Consider the following 23464-nt stretch of genomic DNA (forward strand, 5'->3'; position numbering starts at 1 on the left):
GGGGGCGGCTCGCGGCGGGAGAAGTGTGTCGAGTCTATCAGGCGACGCAGATCAAATGTGGGAGCTGCATCTCAGGTCAGGAAGGCGCGTGTTCAGGCCTTTGTTGGCGCTGCGCCACCCAGTACTCCACCAGCTCACGCAGCTGCGACAATTCCACCGGCTTGGCCATGTGCCCGTCCATCCCGGCCTGGCGCGCGCGCTCCTTGTGTTCCGAGAGGATGTGCGCGGTGAGCGCCACCACCGGCGTGCGGATGCGCTGGTGGCTGACTTCCCACGCGCGCAGTTGCTGGGTCGCCGAGAACCCGTCGAGGATCGGCATTTCGCAGTCCATCAGCACCAGGTCATAGCGCTGGGCTTTCATCGCTTCCAGCGCTTCCTCGCCATTGCTGGCGGTGTCCGGGTTGAGGTTGAGCTTGCCGAGCATGCCCCGGATCACCTTGGTGGAGATGCTGTTGTCCTCGGCCACCAGGATGCGGAAGTCGGCGGGGACGGTCACCGCGGCCGGCGCGCTGGGCAGCGGGCGTGGTTGGGTGTTGCCCTTGCTGCGTTGGGTCAGTTCGTCGGCCAGGGTGGTCTTGAGGGTGTAGCCCGCCACCGGCTTGGCGAGGATGCGCTTGATCCCGCAGTTGCGCGCGATGATCTTGCTCGGCGCATTGCTGATGCCGGTGAGCATGATCAACAGGATGTCGTGGTTCAGGCTCGGGTCTTCCTTGATCTTCGCCGCCAATTGCATGCCGGTCATGCCGGGCATGTTCTGGTCCAGCAGCACCACGTCGAAGTAATCACGCAGGTGCGCCTTGGTGCGCAGCAGCGCCAGGGCTTCTTTGCCGGACGGCACGGCGCTGACGTTCAAGCCCCAGGCGGTGCATTGCTGCACCAGCACTTTGCGGCAGGTGTCGTTGTCGTCCACCACCAGCACGCGCGCGTCCTTGAGCGGGCCGTCGAGGTCGGAGGTCGGGTGTTCCAGGCGTTCGGGGTCCAGCGGCAAGGTCAGCCACAGGGTGCTGCCCTGGTGGCTGCCGCTCTTGATGCCGAACTCGCCGTTCATCAGCAGGATCAGTTGGCGGGCGATGACCAAACCCAGGTGGCCGCTCAAGCGGGTGGCCGAGAGGAAGTTCTTGCTGTGCAGTTCGCTGTGCAAGAGGGCGTCACGCTCGGCCGCTTCCATCGGCAGGCCGCTGTCTTGCACGGCAATGCGCAGGCGCGGCTTGGTGCTGCGCTCGTCCAGGGCGACGACGATCAGCACTTCGCCTTCGTCGGTCTTTTGCAAGGCGTTTTCCAGCAGGCTCAACAGCGCCTGGCGCAGGCGGGTCGGGTCGCCGCTGATGACACGTGGCACCTGGGGCTGGATAAAGCTGATCAGCTCGACGTTCTGCTGCTCGGCCTTGGCGCGGAAGATGCTCAGGCAATCTTCGATCAAGGCGTTGAGGTCGAACTGCACGTCGTCCAGTTCGATCTGCCCGGATTCGAGCTTGGAGATATCGAGGATCTCGTTGATCAGCGTGAGCAGTTCGTTGCCGGCGCTGTGGATGGTCTGCACGTAGTCGCGCTGTTTCACCGACAGCGGCGTGCCCAGCAGCAACTCGGTCATGCCGAGCACGCCGTTCATGGGGGTGCGGATCTCGTGGCTGATCTTCGCCAGGAACTCGGCCTTGGCCGCGATTTCGGCGTTGCTGGCGGCGAGGTCGCGGCTGAGGCTGAAGCGGGTTTCGACGATGGCGCGCTGGCGTTCGCCGAGGGCCAGGCTCATCAGCAAGCCGCTGAGGCAGATAAAGGCGAGCAGGGTGACGATCAAGCCTTGCGGCGCCAGCAGCGTCAGGCCGAGCAGGGCGGGGAGGATGATCAGCGTACCGGTGTTGAACACCACCATCGCGGCCACGAACAGGCGCGCCGGGCGGTAGCCTTTCTGCCAGTGATAGGCCGAGACAAACAGCATGCTCAGGCCGGCCAGGGCCACCAGGGCGTAGGTGATGATGTTCAGCGGCAGGGTGTTGACGAACAACAGCAGCAGGCCGCACAGCACGATGAACAGGATGTCGGCCATCAGCAGCTTGTTCAGCGGGTGCGGGCCCAGCGGCATGAAGAAGCGGTAGGCAAACATCAGCCCGCACGGCGCCGTCAGCAACAGGGCGAGGTAGGCGCCTGGGGTCTGGATCGCATGCCAGTTCGGCAGCCACGGCCCGATTACGTTGAGCAGCAGTGCCAGGCTCAGCATCAGCAGCACTTCGCACGCCGCCAGCCACAGGCTGCTGCGTGAGCGGTGGTAGGCGAAGCGCGTGAGGTTGTGCAGGATCAGCATCAGCAGGCAGCCGAACAGCAGGCCGTAGATCAGCGTCTGGGTCTGGTTGGCGGCGGCGAGGACGGCCGGTTCCAGGGTGATGTAGGGGCGCAGTTCGTGTTCGGAGACCAGGCGCAGGTAGACCTCGAGGGGTTTCTGGCTCTGGGGCATGGGCAGCATGAAATCGCTGCTGGGCAGCGGGCGCTCAGCCTGGGGCTGGCGCGTGCCGGTGCTCTGTTGTTCCACCAGGGTGTCGCCGTCCAGGACGTAGAGGCTCAGGTGGGACAGGTCCGGGGCAAACACCCGCAGCACTTGTTCGTGCCTGCCGGGTTGCAGCTTGAAGCGTACCCACAACGCACCGTCCGGCTGTGCGGCCGTGATCCGGTCGAGTTCGATGGGGCTGAATTGATTGGTGTAGCGGGGGGAACGGATGTCGCTCAGTTGCAGATCGGCCTGTTCATCAAGCAATACCGCCCAACCACTGCCTTGTGCCGCAGCCTGGGCCGGGAACAAGCAGAGCAGTGTCAGCAGACTGACTGTGAAACCTATGGCGATCCTGAGCCAGCGCACGGCGAAATCCCTTCGTAGGTTGATGCACGGGTTAACTATGCGCGGGGCGACATGTGTACGGCAAGGGCCAGGGGCCCTTGCCTAACCGAACGGATAGCTACGACTGATCAGTTGTTCTCGCCACGTTCACGGGCAATCGCGCGATAGCCGATGTCGGTGCGGTAGAAACAGCCTTTCCAGTCGATCTTCGCGGCCAGCTTGTACGCCTGCTGTTGCGCGGCGTCCACACTGGCACCCATCGCGGTGGCGCACAGTACGCGGCCACCTGCGGTCACAACCTTGCCATCCTTGAGCGCGGTGCCCGCATGGAACACCTTGCCTTCCAGCGTAGCAGCTGCGTCGAGGCCTTCAATCACATCGCCCTTGGCGTAGTCGGCCGGGTAACCGCCGGCGGCCAGCACAATACCGACGCTCGGGCGTGGGTCCCACTGCGCTTCAACCTTGTCCAGGGCCTGGGCCAGGGCGGCTTCCACCAGCAATACCAGGCTCGACTGCAGGCGCAGCATCACTGGTTGGGTTTCCGGGTCGCCGAAGCGGCAGTTGAACTCGATGACCTTCGGGTTGCCCGCCTTGTCGATCATCAGGCCAGCGTAGAGGAAACCGGTGTACACGTTGCCTTCGTCGGCCATGCCGCGCACGGTTGGCCAGATCACCAGGTCCATGACGCGCTGGTGCACGTCAGCGGTGACCACCGGAGCCGGGGAGTACGCACCCATGCCGCCGGTGTTCGGGCCGCTGTCGCCGTCGCCGACGCGTTTGTGGTCCTGGCTGGTGGCCATCGGCAAGACGTTCTTGCCGTCGACCATCACGATGAAGCTGGCTTCTTCGCCGTCGAGGAATTCCTCGATGACTACGCGCGAACCGGCTTCACCAAAGGCGTTGCCGGCGAGCATGTCGCGCACGGCGTCTTCGGCTTCTTGCAGGGTCATGGCGACGATCACGCCTTTGCCGGCGGCCAGGCCATCGGCCTTGATCACGATCGGCGCACCTTTTTCACGCAGGTAAGCCAGGGCTGGCTCGATCTCGGTGAAGTTCTGGTAGTCGGCGGTCGGGATCTTGTGGCGCGCGAGGAAATCCTTGGTGAACGCCTTGGAGCCTTCCAGCTGGGCAGCGCCAGCGGTAGGGCCGAAGCAGTCCAGGCCACGGCTGCGGAACAGGTCCACGACGCCGGCAACCAGCGGCACTTCCGGGCCGACGATGGTCAGGGAGACATTCTTTTGCGCAAAATCGGCCAGTTGCTCAAGGGCCAGCACGTCGATAGCGACGTTCTCGCACTTGGCTTCAATGGCGGTGCCGGCGTTGCCGGGTGCGACGAAAACCTTCTGGACGCGTGGGTCCTGGGCTACTTTCCAGGCCAGGGCGTGTTCACGGCCACCGCTGCCAATGATCAAAACATTCATTTCAAAAACCTCGGATGACGCTGAATTCTGGAAACAATGCGGGCTGCTTTTTTGTGGGAGCTGGCTTGCCTGCGATGGCATCGACTCGGTGCATCTGATACATCGAGTCGCCCGCATCGCAGGCAAGCCAGCTCCCACACAAGCCAGTGCCCACCAGGCAAATTGGATCAGTGGCGGAAGTGGCGCATGCCAGTGAAGACCATGGCGATGCCGGCTTCATCAGCCGCAGCAATCACTTCGGCGTCGCGCATCGAACCACCCGGTTGAATCACGGCAGTCACGCCCGCTTTTGCGGCATTGTCCAAACCATCACGGAACGGGAAGAACGCATCGGAAGCCATCACCGAGCCCACTACCTGCAAACCCGCGTGCTCAGCCTTGATCGCGGCGATACGCGCCGAGTTCACGCGGCTCATCTGGCCGGCGCCGACACCGATGGTCTGGCGGTTCTTGGCGTAGACGATGATGGCGTTGGATTTAACGTACTTGGCCACTTTCCAGGCGAAGATCAGGTCGTTGATCTCTTGCTCGGTCGGTGCGCGCTTGGTCACAACCTTGAGGTCTTCGCTGCCGATCATGCCGATGTCGCGGCTCTGTACCAGCAGGCCACCGTTGACGCGCTTGTAGTCCCAGGCGGCAGCACGGTCAGCCGACCACTCGCCGCAGGCCAGCAGGCGCACGTTGGCTTTGGCGGCGACGATGGCGCGGGCTTCTTCGCTGACGCTTGGGGCGATGATCACTTCCACGAACTGACGCTCGACGATCGCCTTGGCGGTCTCGGCATCCAGCTCACGGTTGAAGGCGATGATGCCGCCGAACGCGGATTCGGTGTCGGTGGCGTAGGCCAGTTCGTACGCCTGGCGGATACCGCCTTCAGCGTCCGGGCTTACGGCCACGCCGCACGGGTTGGCGTGCTTGACGATCACACAGGCCGGCTTGACGAAGCTCTTCACACATTCCAGCGCGGCGTCGGTGTCGGCCACGTTGTTGTAGGACAGTTCCTTGCCTTGCAGCTGGGTCGCGGTGGCGATGCCCACTTCGGCGGGCTTGGCTTCCACGTAGAACGCCGCGCTCTGGTGCGGGTTCTCGCCATAGCGCATTTCCTGGGCCTTGATGAACTGGCTGTTGAAGGTGCGCGGGAACTGGCTGCGGCCTTCGGTCGACAGGGTTTCAGCGGCCTGGTTAACGGTGCCCATGTAGTTGGCGATCATGCCGTCGTAGGCGGCGGTGTGTTCGAACGCCTTGAGCATCAGGTCGAAACGCTGGGCGTAGGTCAGGCCGCCGGCTTTCAGGCCTTCCAGCACATTGGCGTAGTCGCTGGCGTTGACCACGATGGCCACGTCTTTGTGGTTCTTGGCTGCCGAGCGCACCATGGTCGGGCCGCCGATATCGATGTTTTCGATAGCGGTCGGCAGGTCGCAGCCTGGCTTGTTGATGGTGGCTTCGAACGGGTACAGGTTGACGGCCACCAGGTCGATCGGCTTGATGCCGTGCTCGGCCATGATCGCGTCGTCGGTGCCGCGACGGCCGAGGATGCCGCCGTGGATTTTCGGGTGCAGGGTCTTGACCCGACCGTCCATCATTTCTGCGAAACCGGTGTAGTCCGCCACTTCCACTGCGGCCACGCCGTTGTCCTGCAGCAGTTTGAAGGTCCCGCCCGTGGAGAGGATTTCCACGCCCAGGGCTTCCAGCTCCCGGGCAAATTCGAGGATGCCGGTCTTGTCGGAAACGCTGATCAAGGCGCGGCGGATCGGCAGGCGGGTAGTCTGGTCGGTCATTTCAATTTCCATCAAAAGCAAAGGAGTCAGCAAAAAAGGCGACCGTTTTTTACGCGGGCGCCTTTCTGGTTTGATTGAATGCTTACAACAAATCGTACTGCTTGAGCTTTTTGCGCAAGGTGCCACGGTTGAGGCCCAAGAGCTCACTGGCTTTGGTCTGGTTGCCCTTGACGTAGTTCATCACGCTTTCGAGCAAGGGCGCCTCGACTTCGGAGAGCACCAGGTTGTACACGTCCGTGACGGAAGCGCCCTCAAGGTGGGCGAAATAATTGTGCAGCGCCTTCTCGACACTCCCGCGAAGGGTCTGGCCTTCTTCGCTTGGCGTGTTCAGGTGCTGTTTCAAATTGACGTTGTCGCTCACGGGTGTTGTTCCACTCACTAAAGTCTCGGTCATCATCGTCATGCGGCCACCCCCTCTCCGTCCCCTGTCCCCAGGCTCTTGTAACGCTCGCTGAAGAACTCACGAACGTTGGCGCACTGTGCTTCCGTATCATCCAAACGATTGAAGTGGGCGCGAAACTCCCTGGCGCCCGGCAGGGTTGCGAGATACCAGCCGACATGCTTGCGAGCAATGCGTACTCCCATCACGTCTCCGTAGAAGGCGTGCAGGGCGGCCAGATGCTCTAGCAGAATACGTTCCACCTCGATCAACTCCGGTGCCGGCAACACTTCGCCGGTACGCAGAAAATGCTCGATCTCACGGAAAATCCATGGCCGCCCCTGGGCAGCCCGGCCGATCAACAAGCCATCGGCACCGGTTGCGTTGAGCACGCGCCGGGCTTTCTCGGCTGAGTCGATGTCGCCATTGGCAAACACCGGCATCGACACCGCCTGCTTGATCGCAGCGATGGTGTCGTACTCGGCCTCACCGGTGTAAAGGTCGGCGCGGGTGCGGCCATGCACCGCCAGCGCTGTAATTCCTGCCTGTTCGGCGATCTTCGCCACCGTCAGGCCGTTCTTGTTGTCCCGGTCCCAGCCGGTACGGATCTTCAGGGTCACCGGCACATCCACTGCGGCGACAACGGCCTGCAGGATCTCGGCAACCAACTGCTCATCTTTCAACAGCGCGGAACCGGCGGCCTTGTTGCAGACCTTCTTGGCCGGGCAGCCCATGTTGATGTCGATGATCTGCGCCCCCAACTCCACGTTGGCCCGGGCCGCATCCGCCAGCATCTGCGCATCACCCCCGGCGATCTGTACCGAGCGGGGCTCGGGATCACCTTCGTGGATCATGCGCATCCGCGATTTGCGGGTGTTCCACAAGCTCATGTCGCTGGTGACCATTTCCGAGACTACAAGACCTGCGCCCAACCGCTTGCACAGCTGACGAAAGGGCTGGTCGGTGACGCCCGCCATCGGGGCGAGAATCAAGCCGTTGTGCAATGTGTATGGGCCGATGCGTACCGCCGACATAGGACTTCCCTGTTGTGGGGCCGGATCATTAGAGTTCGAAAAAGGGTTGGCATGATACCCGCTCTCGATGACTGGATAAAGGCTGAATTGGATAAAATCTGAACAGTTATTTCTTTATCGCCGCCGGTTTGGTTGCGCGGCGAAAAGTCAACAAACCGCCGTCAAGCCTTTGTATGCCGGCCGATTCACTCGGGCGAGTGGAAGCTCAGGCTGTAGTTCACGGCTTTGTTGCCTGGATCAAGGATGTCCAGGGAGATATGGATCGGCGTTTGCGACGGCATCTCGCTGACCCCGGCCAACTCGCCGCTCAGATATTCGGCAGGCTTGAAGCGACGACTGGCAATCAGGCTGCCGTTGAGGTCGGCAAAGCGCAGCTCCAGCAGCGGGAAGGGCTGGGAGAACGTGGCGCGGTTATAGATGATGGCATCGACCACCAGCGCGCCGGCGAACTCCGGGTGGCTGCGCACCACCAGGTTGCTGCTCTTGATATGGGCGATGTCGACCCGTGATGGCACGGTGCAGCCGAGGGTCGGGCACAGTTGCTGGAACCATGGACGATAGGCGTCCTGGCGGGCCAGGTCGTCGAATTGATAGGCGATGTACTGGCCGGCGAGGCCTGCGGCGGCGATCAACACCAGCAGGATCCAGATCAGGCGGCGGCCCCAGCCCTGCGGGCGTTTTTGCGCGTAGAGGTGCAGCGGGTCGTCTTCCAGGTCCTGCAGCACTTCGTCGTGCACGCTGGTGGTCGCGCGTGGGCGCTTGCGGCGCGAGGTCGGGCGCTCTTCGGGTTCCGATTCTTCTGCGGCATGGGTCAGCGGTGTGAACGGCGGGTCGATGTCGTCCTCGTCCGGCGTCGAGCGCAGTGGCGGCTCGTCGTCCAGATCGTCGGTGTGCAAGGACATGGATGGTTCGGTGCGCTGCCGGGTCGCAGGTGCGTTCGTCGGTTCGGCGTCATTTTCGTCGGCGGCGACGCGTTCTGCCGGCGGTTCGCTGAACAGGCTGGCGGCCCACTTCTCTTCCTCGGCCTTGACGGTGTCGCGGCTGGCGCTGAGGGGTTCGTCCTTTTGGCGGCGGTCGGTGCCCGGTTGGCGACGTTCTGCGCCCAACGGTTGGGTGTGCTGAATCTCGCGGCGTTCGAGCTTGGCCAGTTCCTGGTCCAGGTCCAGGTTATCGAGGTCCAGCTCTTCGGCGGTCCACTGCTTCTGGCTGATGGCGCGGGGCGGCTCGGGGGCCGGTTCAACGCTGATCGGCACCTCGGGTTCCGCCGCCGTGGCGCTGGCGCGCTGCTCCAGCAGCTGGCGCACCGCATTGAACACTTGCAGGCACGAGCCGCAGCGCACCACGCCGCGGGCCACGCTCAGTTGAGCGTGGTTGACGCGAAAGCGCGCTTGGCAATGTGGGCACTGGGTGACGAAACTGTCGGTCATGCGGCCATCCGATTCAGGCAAGCGCTCATTCTAGCGCCGACGCCCGCTGATGCGTACCCAGCCATCACGGTTGGCGATCGGGTCCAGTTCGAAATCCTTGGCGTAGGCGGCGGCCACGTCTTCACCTTGCTCGGCGAGGATGCCCGACAGGGCCAGGCGGCCACCCGGCTTGACCAGGCTCGACAGCTGCGGGGCCAGGGAAACCAGCGGCCCGGCGAGGATATTCGCCACCAGCACGTCGGCCTGCACCTGTGGCAGGTCTTGCGGCAGGTAGAGTGGGAATTTGCCTTCGGGAATATTGTTGCGCCCGGCGTTATCGCGGGAGGCTTCCAGGGCCTGCACGTCGATATCGGTGCCGACAGCTTCCTTGGCGCCCAGCAGCAGGGCGGCAATCGCCAGGATGCCCGAGCCGCAGCCGAAGTCCAGCACGTTGCTGTCAGCCAGGTCCTGGCCGTCCAGCCATTCCAGGCACAGCGCGGTGGTGGGGTGGGTGCCGGTGCCGAACGCCAGGCCCGGGTCCAGCAGCAGGTTGACGGCGTCAGGCTCCGGCGCGGCGTGCCAGCTCGGCACGATCCACAGGCGCTGGCCGAAACGCATCGGCTGGAAGTTGTCCATCCAGCTGCGTTCCCAGTCCTGGTCTTCGATGACTTCGCTGTGATGCTCCGGCAGCGGGCCGCCGGTGAGCAGTTCCATATGGGCCAGGACGGCGGCGGCATCGGTGCCGTCTTCGAACAGGGCCAGCAAGTGGGTGTGGGACCACAGCGGGGTGGTGTTGAGTTCGGGTTCGAAGATCGGCTGGTCTTCGGCGTCCATGAAGGTCACCGACACGGCGCCCACTTCGAGGAACGCGTCTTCGTAGGTTTCGGCTTGTTCTGGGCTGATGGCGAGACGGACTTGCAGCCAAGGCATGGCGGGCACCTTTGAAAAAATTGAATGTGCGACGGGTGGGTCGCGAAAGGGCGCAAGTTTACGCGAGCGGCGGGAGGGGTGTACACATAACAAATGTGGGAGCGGGGTTGTGTGGGAGCTGGCTTGCCTGCGATAGCATCGACTCGGTTTGGCTGACAAACCGAGGTGCCTGCATCGCAGGCAAGCCAGCTCCCACAGAAGCCAGCTCCCGCAGAAGATTGGCTGTGTTTTGCTATCCCACAAACAACAAAACCGCCCGAAGGCGGTTTTGTTGGGTGGAGCACTTACTGGTTGGCCAGCTTGTGTTCCAGGTAGTGAATGTTCACACCACCTTCGCAGAAGCCTTCATCGCGGACCAGGTCCCGGTGCAGCGGGATGTTGGTCTTGATGCCGTCTACCACGATTTCGTCCAGGGCGTTGCGCATACGGGCCATGGCCTCGTCGCGGGTCGCGCCCCAGGTGATCAGCTTGCCGATCAGCGAGTCGTAGTTGGACGGAACCTTGTAGCCGCTGTACAGGTGCGAATCCACACGTACGCCGTTGCCGCCGGGCGCGTGGAAATGCTTGACCAGGCCAGGGCTTGGGATAAAGGTTTTCGGGTCTTCGGCGTTGATACGGCACTCCAGGGAGTGGCCGTGCATCTTCACGTCGTCCTGGGTGAAGGACAGCGGGTTGCCAGCGGCGATGCTCAGCATCTCCTTGACGATGTCGATACCGGTGACCATCTCCGAAACCGGGTGCTCTACCTGCACACGAGTGTTCATCTCGATGAAGTAGAAACGACCGTTCTCGTAGAGGAACTCAAAGGTACCGGCGCCACGGTAGTTGATGTCGATGCACGCCTTGACGCAGCGAGCCAGGACTTCTTCGCGCGCTTTTTCGTCCAGGCCCGGTGCCGGCGCTTCTTCCAGTACCTTCTGGTGACGACGTTGCAGCGAGCAATCGCGGTCGCCCAGGTGGATGGCGTGGCCCTGGCCGTCGGACAGTACTTGCACTTCCACGTGACGTGGGTTGGTCAGGTACTTTTCCAGGTAGACCATCGGGTTGCCGAACCAGGCGCCCGCTTCGGAGCGAGTCTGCTTGGCCGCTTCGATCAGGTCTTCTTCCTTGTGCACCACGCGCATGCCGCGACCACCACCGCCACCGGCGGCCTTGATGATCACCGGGTAACCGACTTCACGACCAATGCGCAGAGCGGTTTCCTCGTCTTCCGGCAGCGGGCCGTCGGAACCTGGAACGGTTGGCACGCCGGCCGCGATCATCGCGTCCTTGGCCGACACCTTGTCGCCCATCAGGCGAATGGTTTCGGCTTTCGGGCCGATGAAGGCGAAGCCGGATTTTTCCACCTGTTCGGCGAAATCGGCGTTTTCCGCGAGGAAGCCGTAGCCCGGGTGGATGCCATCAGCGCCGGTCACTTCAGCGGCCGCGATGATGTTGGAGACTTTCAGGTACGAGTTCGTGGCCAGTGGCGGGCCGATGCAGATGCTTTCGTCCGCCAGTTTCACGTGCATCAGTTCGGTATCGGCCGTCGAGTAAACAGCGACGGTCTTGATGCCCTCTTCCTTACAGGCGCGCAGGATCCGCAGCGCGATCTCGCCGCGGTTGGCGATCAGGACTTTTTGCAGTTTCTTCGCAGGTTTCAACATCGAAGGCGCTCCGCGGTTCAAACGATGGTGAACAGCGGCTGGTCGTACTCAACCGGCTGACCGTTTTCTACCAGGATGGATTCGATCACGCCGGCTTTTTCAGCGGTGATGTGGTTCATCATCTTCATCGCTTCGACGATGCAGATGGTGTCGCCCACTTTCACGGTTGCGCCGACTTCAACGAAGGCTGGCGAGGTCGGTGCCGGGGTGCGGTAGAACGTACCGACCATTGGCGACTTGACCACGAAACCGTTCAACACAGGGGCAGCTGGCGCAGCAGGAGCAGCGGCGGCCGGTGCAGCAGCCGGAGCGGCAGCGGCTGGAGCCGGTGCTTGCATTTGCGGTGCGTAGAACTGTTGGGCCGGGGTCTTGCTGTGGCGGCTGATCCGTACGGATTCTTCGCCTTCCTTGATTTCCAGCTCGTCGATACCGGACTCTTCCAGCAGCTCGATCAGTTTCTTAACTTTACGGATATCCATGAATCATCAACTCCCAAGGGTCGGTCAGGGGCACTTGGCCGGTTGTTCAATGTGTTCCAGGGCGGCCTCCAGGGCCAGTCGGTAACCGCTGGCGCCAAGGCCGCAGATCACACCTACCGCTACATCGGAGAAGTAGGAGTGATGGCGGAAAGCTTCGCGTTTGTGCACGTTGGACAAATGCACTTCGATGAATGGGATGCTCACCGCCAGCAGCGCGTCACGTAATGCAACGCTTGTATGCGTAAAAGCGGCGGGATTGATCAGGATAAAGTCCACGCCTTCGCCGCGCGCGGCATGGATGCGATCAATCAATTCGTACTCGGCGTTGCTTTGCAGGTAGAGCAGATGGTGGCCGGCTTCACGGGCCCGGCGTTCCAGATCGAGGTTGATCTGTTCCAGGGTCACTGCCCCGTAGACGCCCGGTTCACGGGTGCCGAGCAGGTTCAGGTTGGGTCCGTGCAGAACCAGAAAGGTCGCCATCGGCTGTTCCTTGTTATTGATAGGGGTACGGCAGAACCCGGCGACTATGCCGCAAAGCCTTTGTGACTGTCCAGTTCTATGCAGTAGGCAGCACGATTAGCGAGGATAGCGCAAAATTTGTGACTGCCGGGCTGGATCCGGTCAGTGTGGGAGCTGGCTTGCCTGCGATAGCTGTCTGTCAGTTGATGCATCTTTGACTGATATGCCGCTATCGCAGGCAAGCCAGCTCCCACATTTGGTCTCCATCCAGGCTGAGGCCGTGTTAAACGCGGAAAGCTTGCACCGCCGTGTTGAGCTGTCCACCGAGTACCAGTAAGTGCTCGCCCTGGCTACGGCCCTGGCCGATGCGCAGCAGATTGTCCTCACCCAGCTGATGAATCCGCTCACTGTTGTCACGAATCTCACTCACCGCGCCACTCTGCTGTGCGGTCACATCGGCAATGCGCACCGCCGTGTCGGAAATGGTCTGGATCGCCCCGACGATTTCATCCAGCGCGCCGTCGGCCGCTTGCGCTTGCTGGGCGGTGGCTTCGGCGTGTTCGACCTGGGCGCGCATGCCTTGCACCGATTGGTGCGCGGCGGTTTGCAGGCCGGCGATCAGGGTCTGGATCTCGGCGGTGGCGCCGGCGGTGCGTTGGGCCAGGGAACGCACTTCGTCAGCGACCACGGCAAAGCCACGCCCGGCTTCACCGGCGCGGGCGGCTTCGATGGCGGCGTTGAGCGCCAGCAGGTTGGTCTGGTCGGCAATCGAGCGGATCACCGTGAGGACGCCGCCGATGGTGGCGGATTCTGCGGCGAGTTTCTCGATCATCTGCGCATTTTGCTGCACTTCACCCACCAACGCGTGCAGCCCGGTGAGGCTCAGGCCGATTACCCGCTGGCCCTGTTCCACGGCTTCACCGGCGCTGCGGCTGGCGCCGGCGGCCTGGCTGGCGTCGCCGGCCACTTGTTGAATGGTCGCTTCCAGCTCGCCCAGGGAGTCGCGGATCTGCGCGGTGTCGCCGGCCTGGCGCTCGGCGCCGTCATGCAGGCCGCTGCTCAGCTCGGCGAGGGCGCGGCTGCTGCCGGCGACTTCCTCGGCATTGCCGCGAATGGTGCCCACCAACGCCACCAGATAGGCGCGCAGGCGGTTCAGGGACGCCTCGATGTCGTGCAATTCGCGGTTGGTCTTGCCCAAGGCGATTGGCTGGCTGAAGTCGCCTTCGGCCCAAGTGGACAGCGCTGGCGCCAGGTTGGTCAGCACCCGCGCCAAACGGCGTTGCAGGGTGTCGATCAGCAGCGCGATCAGCAGGATCAGGCCGATCATCACGCCTTGCATCACCCGCACTTCGCCCTGGATCCTGCCGTGTTGCGCACGCACCACCGGCTCCAGGCCGGCGATGGCTTGCTGCACGGCGTTGATTTTCAGGTGGGTGCTGGCGGCGAGGTCGGCGCGTTGCTGGATCTGTTCGCGGGTGCGCTTGAGTTCGGCGGGGTAGCGGGTCAGCAGGCTGTTGAGTTCGCGCTTGAGGTCGACGCCAGTGTCCTGAACTTCGGCTTTTTCGCTGTTTTCCAGGCCCATCAAGGCGGAAAAGTCGTCGGCGCTGGACTCGGCGCTGGCCTTCACGCCCAGCAGCGGCAGTTGCCCCAGCACGTCGGCCTGGCTGCGGATATTGCCGACTTCGCGTTCCACATCATCCGCCAGCTCGGCGCGACCGCTGCTGACCAGCTTGTCGCGGGCCAGGGACAGCTTGCCCAGGTGCTGCGACGCGGCCAGCAGCGGCGGCAGGTAACGCGCGGCGTCCGCGGAGTTCACGCCGAGGGCGTATTGGCTCAGTTGCTCCAGATTGGCGCCCAGTTCGCGCTCGGCTTGCAGCAGCAAGGCTTGCGGGTCGCCGGCCAGCTTGCCGGCGGCGAGCAGGTCGGTCTTGCCGAAGGTGTCCAGGTCGGCAAGGCTCGGGCGCAGGTTTTGCGCGAGGTCGGCGGGCAGTTCATCCAGATGCTGCAGCAGGCTTTCCAGGCTTTGGCTGGCGCTGCTCAAACGCAGGGCGTCGCCGCTGGCGAGGTAGTCGTCGATATTGCGCGCGGCCTGGTTCTGGAAGGTCTGGGACAGGCCCAGGTAGCGTTCCATCAACAAATACGGGCGCTCCAGTGCCCGTTGCGACCACCAGAGTGTCGCCCCGAGCGCCAGGCACACGGCCACCAGCAGAAGGGTATTGAGATTGGTCAGCAGCTTCAGGCGCATGCGTGGTTTCAACCGACAGCAAAAGGTAAGTGCCTGAAGTTATTGCGTTTTAGTTACAGGGTTATGACGGTATCAGTGGAATCTGGTGAAAAGGTGGCACTTTGCTTTGACGTGCGCGCAGCCTGTACCCGGTTGCGTCCGGCGTGCTTGGCGCGGTACAGCGCCTCGTCGGCCTGGGCGGCCATCATCAGGCTGTCGGAATCGTCGCACAGCTCCACCAGGCCGGCGCTGAAGGTGCACCACAGGTCTTGCGGTTGGGCCGGGTAGTGAATTTCGGCAAAGCGCCCACGGATTTCATCCAGCACCTTGCAGGCCGATTCCAGGTCGGTGTCCGGCATGACGATGGCAAATTCTTCGCCACCGTAGCGCCCGATGTAATCGGTCTTGCGCAGCCGCTGCTTGAGAAACAGCGCCAGGCTCTTGATCACGCGGTCGCCCATGGGGTGGCCGTGGCTGTCGTTGACCCGCTTGAAGTGGTCGATGTCGAGCATGGCAAAGCTCAACGGCTTGTTCTCGCGGCGTGCGCGGAAGCTGCAGTCTTCGAGCAATTGCAGGATATGGGTGTGGTTGTACAGGCCGGTCAGGCTGTCGCGCACCATCCGCGCCTTGAGGTGGCGCGCACGCGCCGCGCGGTTGCGCACGGTGGTGATCAGGTGGCGCGGCTTGATCGGCTTGGTGAGGAAGTCGTCGCCGCCTTCGCTCATGGCGTCCAGCTGCTTGTCCAGGTCGTCTTCGGCCGACAGGTAGATGATCGGCACGCTGACGTAGCGGTCGTTGTGGCGGATCACCTTGGCCAGTTCGGTACCGGTACAGGCGGGCATATACATGTCGAGGATGATCAGGTCGGGCTGGAAGTCGGCCAGCTCGGCCATGGCCTGGATCGGCTCGATCAGCGTGCGGGTGACGATGCCGGCACTGTTGAGCAGCCGCTCGGTATGCAGCGCCTGGGCCCGCGAGTCATCGATGATCAGGACTTTGTAGGGTTCGTACTGGGCGACGCAGGTGAGCACTTCGATTTTTTCCAGCAGGCTGGAGGCTTCCAGGGTGCCGGTGAGGAATTCCTGGCCGCCGGCGCGCACGGCGGCGAGGCGGGTCGGGGTGTCGGTCTCGTGCAGGCTGAAAAACAGCAGCGGCAGCTTTTGCTCCAGGCCTTCCTGGGCTTCGGCGGCGAGTTGCAGGCCCAGGCCCGGGCCGCAGAAGTCCACGTCCATGACGATGGCCGAGGGCAGGCGCTCGGCCATCGACGCACGAAACGCCGCCACACTGTCCAGGGACTGGGCGCTCATGCCAAAGAATTCCAGCTGCTTGGCCAGGCGCTCGGCGCGGTCGTGATCGGCAAGCATCACGTAGATCGGCTTGCGCATCGGCGGCAGGAAGGTTTGTTCCAGCTGGTCGCCCTGGCGCAGGCCGGTGCGCGACAGGCGCTGCATCAAGCGATTGAGTTCGGTGATCAGCTGGCTGCTCAGGCGGCCACGGTTTTCGTCCACCAGCTTGAGCGACTCGCCGATGTGCCGGGCCAACTGGCCGTGCTCGGGCTGTTCGAAACGTTCGGCAAAACGCAGCAGGCGCAGGTTGGCCTCGCTGAGTTCGGAGAGGTCGGCGTTGGACCATTCACTGCGTTGCAGGCGCTGCCAGATCTCAAGAATTTGACGTGCCTGATGAATTACCCGCTGGGCAAAATGGTGCTTGAGACGCTCACGGCTGGGGTCTTCTGGCTCGGTCATATCCTGACTACTAGTTAGGCTGCATGCTGAGGTCGAACTGATGGCTCTATGCTAGCACCTCTTTTCTGTTACATGAGTGTCATGCGTCAATTAACTGCGAGACTTGTGCATTCAATTTTTGACTCAAGGGTCGCGCAGCGCGAAAAGCGTGCATCCTTTATAGTGCTTGCGCTAAAAGCCCCGCGCCGACGGGCACGATGGGGTAGGGTTGTGGTCGGAGTGTTTGAACGCACCCGGACTATAGACGTGCATGAACTCAAGTGATTGAAAGGATATCGCCATGCTGGACTGGAAAAACCGTGCAGACAGTGCCAAAGGCCCCGCCCCTGAGCCCAAGTCGGCCAACCGCAGCTACTTTCGCACCCTGCTGATGAGCCGGGCCGTGCTCAGCCTGCTGGGCTTGTACCTGTTGGTCACCGGCGGCCTGGGGTGGTACTGGAGCCAGGAACCGGCGCTGTTCCCGGTCCAGCAAAACGCGCAGATTGCCGCCGAGAAGGAAGGCAAGCAGATGGTGGTGGGCTACACCACCGTCGAAACCCTCAAGACCGTGGTCGGCACCTTGCTGAACAAGCCCGGTGGTTATATTTCCAACGACCGTTTCCCGCCTGGCCTGTGGATGGACAACATGCCGAGCTGGGAATACGGCGTGCTGGTGCAGGTGCGCGACCTGACCCGCGCCCTGCGCAAAGACTTCGCCCGCTCCCAGTCGCAGTCGGCTGAAGATGCGGACCTGGCCAAGGCCGAGCCGCGCTTCAACTTCGACAACAAGAGCTGGGTGCTGCCGTCCAGCGAGTCGGAATACCAGGAAGGCATCAATTCCCTCAGCCGCTATGAAGCGCGCCTGTCCGACCCGAACCAGCGCGGCGCGCTGTTCTATGCCCGTGCCGACAACCTCAACAACTGGCTGGGTGACGTGGCGACCCGCCTGGGTTCGCTGTCGCAACGCCTGTCGGCCAGCGTTGGCCGGGTCAAATTGAACACCGCACTGAAAACCGAAGCCCTGGCGCCGGGTGAAGTGCCGCAGGTCGATGAAGAAGTGGTGGAAACCCCATGGATGCAGATCGACAACGTGTTCTACGAAGCCCGTGGCCAGGCCTGGGCGTTATCCCACCTGTTGCGCGCCATCGAAGTGGATTTTGCCGACGTACTGGCGAAGAAAAACGCCACGGTCAGCGTGCGCCAGATCATTCGTGAGCTGGAGGCCTCGCAGGAACCGGTATGGAGTCCTATGATTCTTAACGGCAGTGGCTTCGGTGTACTGGCGAATCATTCGCTGGTGATGGCCAACTATATTTCCCGGGCCAACGCTGCAGTGATCGACTTGCGTCAGCTCCTCAACCAGGGTTGATGATGGACGCTACTGAAAAAGAGGCCGCGCACCGTGCGGCCTCTGATGCTGAACTGATCTGCTGGGTGGACGAAGAGGACAACCTCCTTGGTCACCTGGTCCGGTCCGACCTGCGCCAGCGCGGCCTTATCGGCCGTTGCACCTTTATCTTCCTGTTCAACTCCCTAGGCGAGCTGTGTGTGCACCGACGCACCCTGAGCAAAGCCATGTACCCCGGTTTCTGGGACACGGCGGCGGGTGGGATGGTCGCGGCAGGGGAGAGTTATGCCGCTTCGGCGGCCCGTGAGCTGGAAGAGGAACTCGGCGTGGCCGGGGTAGAGCTGGTCGAGCATGACCACTTTTACTTTGCCGACGGCGACAGCCGGCTCTGGTGCCGATCCTACTCTGCCGTGTGGGACGGGCCCCTGCGTTTGCAGCCCGAAGAAGTCATGGAAGCGCGCTTTTTACCCCTCGAAACGGTCCTTCAGGAAGCGGAACAAAAGCCCTACTGCCCGGACGCCCAGGAAGGCTTGCGCCGCTATCTGGACCTGCGTCGCTAAAGTTGCATAAATTGGCGCGTTTTGGCCCTTAGCAAGTCGGCTTTTTGCCGTTACACTGCGCGACTTTTCACCCGAGCCACCCTGCTATTAGGAGTAAGGCGGTTCGGTAGCGCTGCCCCTGCCTGAGTGGGGCTTCGCGGTCGGTAGTCCCGTTGCGGGTACCGATCTGTCTTTGTCCTCCCAAGAGGATTGCCGGTGGCCAAAAAAGCCGCATCCTTCGCCGCCCTTGGTGGCCTGGTATTTTCCACCGACGCAGGTCGCCACTGCCCGGACTGTCGTCAGCCCGTGGATTCGTGTACCTGCAAACAGACCCTGATCCCCGAAGGCGACGGTATTGCCCGCGTACGCCGCGAGAGCAAGGGCCGTGGCGGCAAGACGGTGACCACCATCACCGGCGTGCCGCTGGCCGAAGAGGCCCTGAAGGAACTCGCCACCACGCTGAAAAAGCGCTGTGGCACCGGTGGCGCGTTGAAAGACGGCGTCATCGAGATCCAGGGCGATCACGTCGAGCTGCTGTTGGCCGAGCTGATCAAGCTCGGTTACAAGGCCAAGAAGTCCGGCGGCTGAAAGCCTCTTCCCAACCTGTGTCTAAACTCTGTCCTGCGCATGGGGTCCTACCTTGCACGCAGGCAAATCGTCATTTTCATTCTTTAGACTGCGCCAGCCTCTGATAGGGGCGGCGCCTTCGACTTCATTTATAGGGGACTTCGATGTCCGTACGACGCACACGCAAAGACGATGGCAGCCAATGGACAGTTGCGGACAGCCGCAGTGTTTATGGGATTCGCCATTGGGGGGCCGGGTATTTCGCGATCAATGATGCCGGTCGCGTTGAAGTCCGTCCGAACGGCCCGAACAGCACGCCGGTCGACCTGTACGAGCAAGTGGACGAGCTGCGCAAAAGCGGCCTGTCCTTGCCGTTGCTGGTGCGTTTCCCCGACATCCTGCAAGACCGTGTACGCCAGCTGACCGGCGCCTTCGATGCGAACATCGAGCGCCTGGAATACCAGAGCAAGTACACCGCGCTGTACCCGATCAAGGTGAACCAGCAGGAAGCGGTGATCGAGAACATCATCGCCACCCAGGACGTCTCCATTGGCCTCGAAGCCGGCTCCAAGCCTGAGCTGCTGGCCGTGCTGGCGTTGGCGCCGAAGGGCGGCACCATCGTCTGCAACGGTTACAAGGACCGTGAGTTCATCCGCCTCGCGCTGATGGGCCAGAAGCTCGGCCACAACGTCTTTATCGTGATCGAGAAAGAATCCGAAGTTGAGCTGGTGATCGAAGAAGCCGCCAACCTCAAGGTCAAGCCGCAGGTTGGCCTGCGTGTGCGGTTGTCGTCCCTGGCGTCGAGCAAATGGGCAGACACCGGTGGCGAGAAGTCCAAGTTCGGCTTGTCGGCGGCGCAACTGCTGTCCGTGGTCGAGCGCTTCCGCGCGGCCGGCCTGGACCAGGGCATTCGCCTGCTGCACTTCCACATGGGTTCGCAGATCGCCAACCTGGCCGACTACCAGCACGGGTTCAAGGAAGCCATTCGTTACTACGGCGAACTGCGCAACCTCGGCCTGCCGGTGGACCACATCGACGTCGGCGGCGGCCTCGGCGTGGACTACGACGGTACCCACTCGCGTAACGCCAGCTCGATCAACTACGACATGGACGACTACGCCGGCGTGGTCGTGGGCATGCTCAAGGAATTCTGCGACGCGCAGAGCCTGCCGCACCCGAACATCTTCTCCGAGAGCGGCCGTTCCCTGACCGCCCACCACGCCATGCTGGTGGTGCAAGTGACCGACGTCGAGAAACACAACGACGACGTGCCAGTGATCGAGAACAAGGAAAACCTGCCGGAAACCGTGCAATGGCTGGTGGACCTGCTGGGCCCGACCGACATCGAGATGGTCACCGAAACCTACTGGCGCGCCACCCACTACATGAGCGACGTGGCCACCCAGTACGCCGACGGCAAACTGACCCTGGCGGAAAAAGCCTTGGCCGAACAGTGCTACTTCGCCGTGTGCCGCCGCCTGCACAACTCGTTGAAAGCCCGCCAGCGCTCGCACCGCCAGGTGCTGGACGAACTCAACGACAAGCTGGCCGACAAGTACATCTGCAACTTCTCGGTATTCCAGAGCCTGCCGGACACCTGGGCCATCGGCCAGGTCCTGCCGATCCTGCCGCTGCACCGCCTCGACGAAGAGCCGCTGCGCCGCGCCGTGTTGCAAGACCTGACCTGCGACTCCGACGGCAAGATCAAGCAGTACGTCGATGAGCAGTCGATCGAGACCAGCCTGCCCGTGCACGGCTTGAACGAAGGTGAAGACTACTTGCTGGGCATCTTCCTGGTGGGGGCTTACCAAGAGATCCTTGGCGACATGCACAACCTGTTCGGTGACACCGACTCGGTGAACATCTACCAGCGTGAAGACGGTTCGGTGTACAGCGCCGGGATCGAGACCCACGACACCATCGAAGACATGCTGCGCTATGTGCACTTGTCGCCGGAGGAGTTGATGACCCACTACCGTGACAAGTGCGCGAGCGCGAAGATCACTGCGGCGGAGCGTACCCAGTTCCTCGACGCGTTGCGTCTGGGGCTGACCCGTTCTTCGTACCTGTCCTCATAACCTGAGCTTACACACATCTAGAATGTGTGAGCTGGCTTGTGTGGGAGCTGGCTTGCCTGCGATGGCATCGCCTCGGTTTATCAGATAGACCGAGGTGTCTACATCGCAGGCAAGCCAGCTCCCACATTTGAATCGGTATTTAGTAGTAGCTTCTGTGTGAGGGCTAGACGATGTCGAGCAAACTCCTGCAAGCATTCACCCTGGCACTCACCGCTTTCCTCGCGGCCTGCTCCCCGATCAAAGTGCTCAACGCACTCACCCCTTCCAGCACATACACCAAAACTTCCGCCATCGCCTACGGCACCGATCCCCGGCAACAGCTCGATATCTACCGGCCTGCCCCGGCGATTGCCAACGCCCCCGTGGTGGTGTTTTTCTACGGCGGCAGCTGGAACAACGGTTCCAAGGACGATTACGGTTTCGTCGGCGAAGCCCTGGCTTCACGCGGCATCGTCGTGGTCATCGCCGATTACCGCCTCTACCCGCAAGTGCGTTACCCCGCCTTTCTCCAGGACGGCGCCCAAGCGGTGGCCTGGACGTATCAACACAGCGCCGAGTACGGCGCCGACCCCCGGCAGCTCTACGTGATGGGCCACAGCTCCGGCGCCTACAACGCGTCGATGCTGGCGCTGGATGCGCGCTGGCTGAATGAAGTGGGCTTGTCGCCGGCCATCTTCAAAGGCTGGATCGGCCTGGCCGGGCCCTATGACTTCCTGCCGATTGAAAACCGCGACGTGCGGCCGGTGTTTTTCTTCCCCGACTCGCCGCCGGAGTCCCAGCCGATCAACCATGTGAGTGCCGGCGCGCCACCGAGCCTGTTGATCGCCTCGACGGATGACGACCTGGTCAACCCCACGCGCAATACCGGCGGGCTGGCGCAGAAGCTGCGCACGGCAGGCGTGCCGGTGGAAGTGTTCTACTTCGATAAAACCAGCCACGCGACGCTGGTGGCCTCGCTCTCCAGGCCGCTGCGTTGGCTGGCGCCGGTGCTGGACCGCGTCACCGCGTTTATCCAAGCCACTGGTCCTGCCGGTTCAAGCGCCAGGCAATCGCCCACAAAGTAAGGCTGCGCAACGCCATGAACAGCAGGAAGGTTATCCACAGGCCGTGGTTGCCCAAGCCTTGCAGCGCCCAGGCGAATGGCAGGGTGAGCAGCACGGTCAGCAGCATGCCGTTGCGCATTTCCCGCGCGCGGGTGGCGCCGATGAACAGGCCGTCGAGCAAGTAGCTCCACACCGCAATCAACGGCAGCACTGCCAGATACGGCAGGTAGATATCAGCCGTTGCCCGCACGCTGGGGATATCGGTCTGCATGGCGATGAACAAATGCCCGGCCACGGTAAAGAGCAGGGCAAAGCCGACGCTGGCGATCAACGACCAGCCGCCAGCCACCACCAAAGAGCGGCGCAGCGCTTGGCGGTCATGGGCGCCGATGGCGTGGCCGCACAGGGCTTCGACCGCATGGGCCAGCCCGTCCAGCGCGTGCGCCGTCAGCAGCAGGCCGTTAAGCAGCAGCGCGTTGGCCGCCACGGTGGCATCGCCCAACCGTGCGCCTTGCACGGTGATCATGAAAAACACCGACTGCAACGCGAGGCTGCGGATAAAGATGTCGCGGTTCACCGCCAGCAGCGGGCGCCAGCTCTCCCATAGTTTCAGCGCGGCCCAGGCGATATGCCCGGGATAGGCGCGCAGGGCTTTTTGCGTGAGGGCGAGGCCGAGCAGGGCGCCGGTCCACTCGGCGATCACCGAGGCGCGTGCCGAGCCGACTACGCCCCAATCCAGGCCGAGGACGAACCACAGGTTCAGCGCAATATTCACCAGGTTGGTGGTCAACAGAATCGCCAGCGGCGCGCGGGCGTTTTGCGTGCCGAGGAACCAACCGACCAGCGCATAGCTGGCCAGGGCGGCGGGCAGGCCGAACAGGCGGGTGTGGAAAAAATCCTCGGTCAGTTGATTGAGCTCGGGGGAGGGCTGCATCCACTCCAGGGCCAGATGGCTGAAGGGAATGCCTACCGTGCCCAGCAACATCGCCAGCCCCACCGCCAGCAACAAGCCTTGCAGGAGGATTTGCCGCAACGCCGCACCATCATTGCGCCCGGCGGCCTGCGCGGCGAAACCGGTGGAGCCCATGCGCAGGAAGCCCATGGCCCAGGCCAGGAAGGTGTACAGGCTGGCGCCGACGGCCACGGCGCCCAGTTGATGGGCGTGGGGTAGGTGGCCGATGACCATGCTGTCTACCAGGGCGACCAAGGGCACCGAGATATTCGACAGGATCATCGGCGCGGCCAGAGCCCAGACCTTGCGGTGGGTGGGGCGGTGGCGCCAGTCGGTAAGCAGGGCAGTCATGAGGGCTCCTTGGTAGAGCGGCATTGTAACTGTTGAGCCCTGTGGGAGCTGGCTTGCCTGCGATAGCATCACATCGGTGTAACTGATGTACCGAGGTGCCTGCATCGCAGGCAAGCCAGCTCCCACACAAACTTGCTCCCACAGTTTGATCTTCTGTGCTTGTAGGATTTGGCTCGGCTTGAGAACCAAACCACCCTCCGTCGGTCAATGTGACCAGCACCTCATCGGCCCCCCACAGGCTGATATATAGTTCACCCCTCGGCCCTTCCCACTACGAGT

Annotated in this window: 18 protein-coding genes; 5 read left to right on the forward strand and 13 right to left on the reverse strand. The window is 62.6% G+C overall.

The genetic code is table 11. The annotated features are described in order from the left end of the window. Positions 1-76: 76 nt before the first annotated feature. The 12 genes from PSH87_RS03155 to PSH87_RS03210 all read right to left on the reverse strand — a co-directional run bounded on the left by PSH87_RS03155 (position 77) and on the right by PSH87_RS03210 (position 16328). Positions 77-2848 (reverse strand): hybrid sensor histidine kinase/response regulator, encoded by a 2772-nt coding sequence (locus PSH87_RS03155; RefSeq protein ID WP_305432496.1) that lies wholly within the window; start codon positions 2846-2848, stop codon positions 77-79. 107 nt (positions 2849-2955) lie between these two features. Further along, positions 2956-4248 carry a phosphoribosylamine--glycine ligase gene (purD, locus tag PSH87_RS03160; RefSeq protein WP_026137017.1) on the reverse strand — a complete coding sequence of 431 codons (1293 nt, stop codon included), beginning with the start codon at positions 4246-4248 and terminating at the stop codon, positions 2956-2958. 167 nt (positions 4249-4415) lie between these two features. After that, positions 4416-6026 (reverse strand): bifunctional phosphoribosylaminoimidazolecarboxamide formyltransferase/IMP cyclohydrolase, encoded by a 1611-nt coding sequence (gene purH, locus PSH87_RS03165; protein ID WP_305432499.1) that lies wholly within the window; start codon positions 6024-6026, stop codon positions 4416-4418. Between the two features lie 82 nt (positions 6027-6108). Further along, complete coding sequence (gene fis / locus PSH87_RS03170) at positions 6109-6429, reverse strand: DNA-binding transcriptional regulator Fis (RefSeq protein WP_002555375.1); 321 nt, start codon at positions 6427-6429, stop codon at positions 6109-6111. After that, the gene (gene dusB / locus PSH87_RS03175) at positions 6426-7439 is read right to left on the reverse strand and encodes a tRNA dihydrouridine synthase DusB (protein WP_257783282.1); all 1014 of its coding nucleotides are present in this window, start codon (positions 7437-7439) and stop codon (positions 6426-6428) included. The genes fis and dusB overlap by 4 nt, the downstream gene beginning before the upstream one ends. Positions 7440-7624: 185 nt before the next feature. Beyond that, positions 7625-8866 carry a DUF3426 domain-containing protein gene (locus tag PSH87_RS03180; RefSeq protein ID WP_305432501.1) on the reverse strand — a complete coding sequence of 414 codons (1242 nt, stop codon included), beginning with the start codon at positions 8864-8866 and terminating at the stop codon, positions 7625-7627. Between the two features lie 30 nt (positions 8867-8896). Next, complete coding sequence (gene prmA, locus PSH87_RS03185) at positions 8897-9775, reverse strand: 50S ribosomal protein L11 methyltransferase (protein WP_124525625.1); 879 nt, start codon at positions 9773-9775, stop codon at positions 8897-8899. A 284-nt stretch (positions 9776-10059) separates the two neighbouring features. Continuing rightward, positions 10060-11421, reverse strand: coding sequence for an acetyl-CoA carboxylase biotin carboxylase subunit (gene accC, locus PSH87_RS03190; protein WP_017738536.1), 1362 nt, complete (start codon positions 11419-11421; stop codon positions 10060-10062). Between the two features lie 17 nt (positions 11422-11438). Then, positions 11439-11900 (reverse strand): acetyl-CoA carboxylase biotin carboxyl carrier protein, encoded by a 462-nt coding sequence (gene accB / locus PSH87_RS03195; protein ID WP_017738537.1) that lies wholly within the window; start codon positions 11898-11900, stop codon positions 11439-11441. 24 nt (positions 11901-11924) lie between these two features. After that, positions 11925-12380, reverse strand: a complete 456-nt coding sequence (gene aroQ, locus PSH87_RS03200; RefSeq protein WP_305432502.1) for a type II 3-dehydroquinate dehydratase — start codon at positions 12378-12380, stop codon at positions 11925-11927. Between the two features lie 262 nt (positions 12381-12642). Continuing rightward, a complete protein-coding gene (locus tag PSH87_RS03205; RefSeq protein ID WP_305432503.1) occupies positions 12643-14604 on the reverse strand; it encodes a methyl-accepting chemotaxis protein in 1962 nt (653 codons plus the stop codon). 53 nt (positions 14605-14657) lie between these two features. Beyond that, positions 14658-16328 (reverse strand): PleD family two-component system response regulator, encoded by a 1671-nt coding sequence (locus PSH87_RS03210; protein WP_017738540.1) that lies wholly within the window; start codon positions 16326-16328, stop codon positions 14658-14660. 280 nt (positions 16329-16608) lie between these two features. On the opposite strand from PSH87_RS03210, the gene PSH87_RS03215 reads away from it, so the two are divergent. From PSH87_RS03215 to PSH87_RS03235, 5 genes are all read left to right on the forward strand, one after another. Continuing rightward, complete coding sequence (locus PSH87_RS03215; RefSeq protein ID WP_017738541.1) at positions 16609-17676, forward strand: DUF2333 family protein; 1068 nt, start codon at positions 16609-16611, stop codon at positions 17674-17676. A 2-nt stretch (positions 17677-17678) separates the two neighbouring features. Next, positions 17679-18215, forward strand: a complete 537-nt coding sequence (locus PSH87_RS03220; protein WP_026137018.1) for an NUDIX hydrolase — start codon at positions 17679-17681, stop codon at positions 18213-18215. A 195-nt stretch (positions 18216-18410) separates the two neighbouring features. Next, complete coding sequence (locus PSH87_RS03225; protein WP_012722004.1) at positions 18411-18782, forward strand: translation initiation factor Sui1; 372 nt, start codon at positions 18411-18413, stop codon at positions 18780-18782. Between the two features lie 143 nt (positions 18783-18925). Next, positions 18926-20839, forward strand: a complete 1914-nt coding sequence (gene speA, locus PSH87_RS03230) for an arginine decarboxylase (protein ID WP_305432508.1) — start codon at positions 18926-18928, stop codon at positions 20837-20839. A 170-nt stretch (positions 20840-21009) separates the two neighbouring features. Then, a complete protein-coding gene (locus PSH87_RS03235) occupies positions 21010-21903 on the forward strand; it encodes an alpha/beta hydrolase (protein WP_305432510.1) in 894 nt (297 codons plus the stop codon). Here PSH87_RS03235 and PSH87_RS03240 read toward each other — a convergent pair. Next, positions 21848-23185 (reverse strand): MATE family efflux transporter, encoded by a 1338-nt coding sequence (locus tag PSH87_RS03240; RefSeq protein WP_305432512.1) that lies wholly within the window; start codon positions 23183-23185, stop codon positions 21848-21850. The two genes, PSH87_RS03235 and PSH87_RS03240, sit on opposite strands and share 56 nt — an antisense overlap. Between the last annotated feature and the right edge of the window lie 279 nt (positions 23186-23464).

The organism is Pseudomonas sp. FP453 (assembly GCF_030687495.1).
GTDB lineage: Bacteria > Pseudomonadota > Gammaproteobacteria > Pseudomonadales > Pseudomonadaceae > Aquipseudomonas.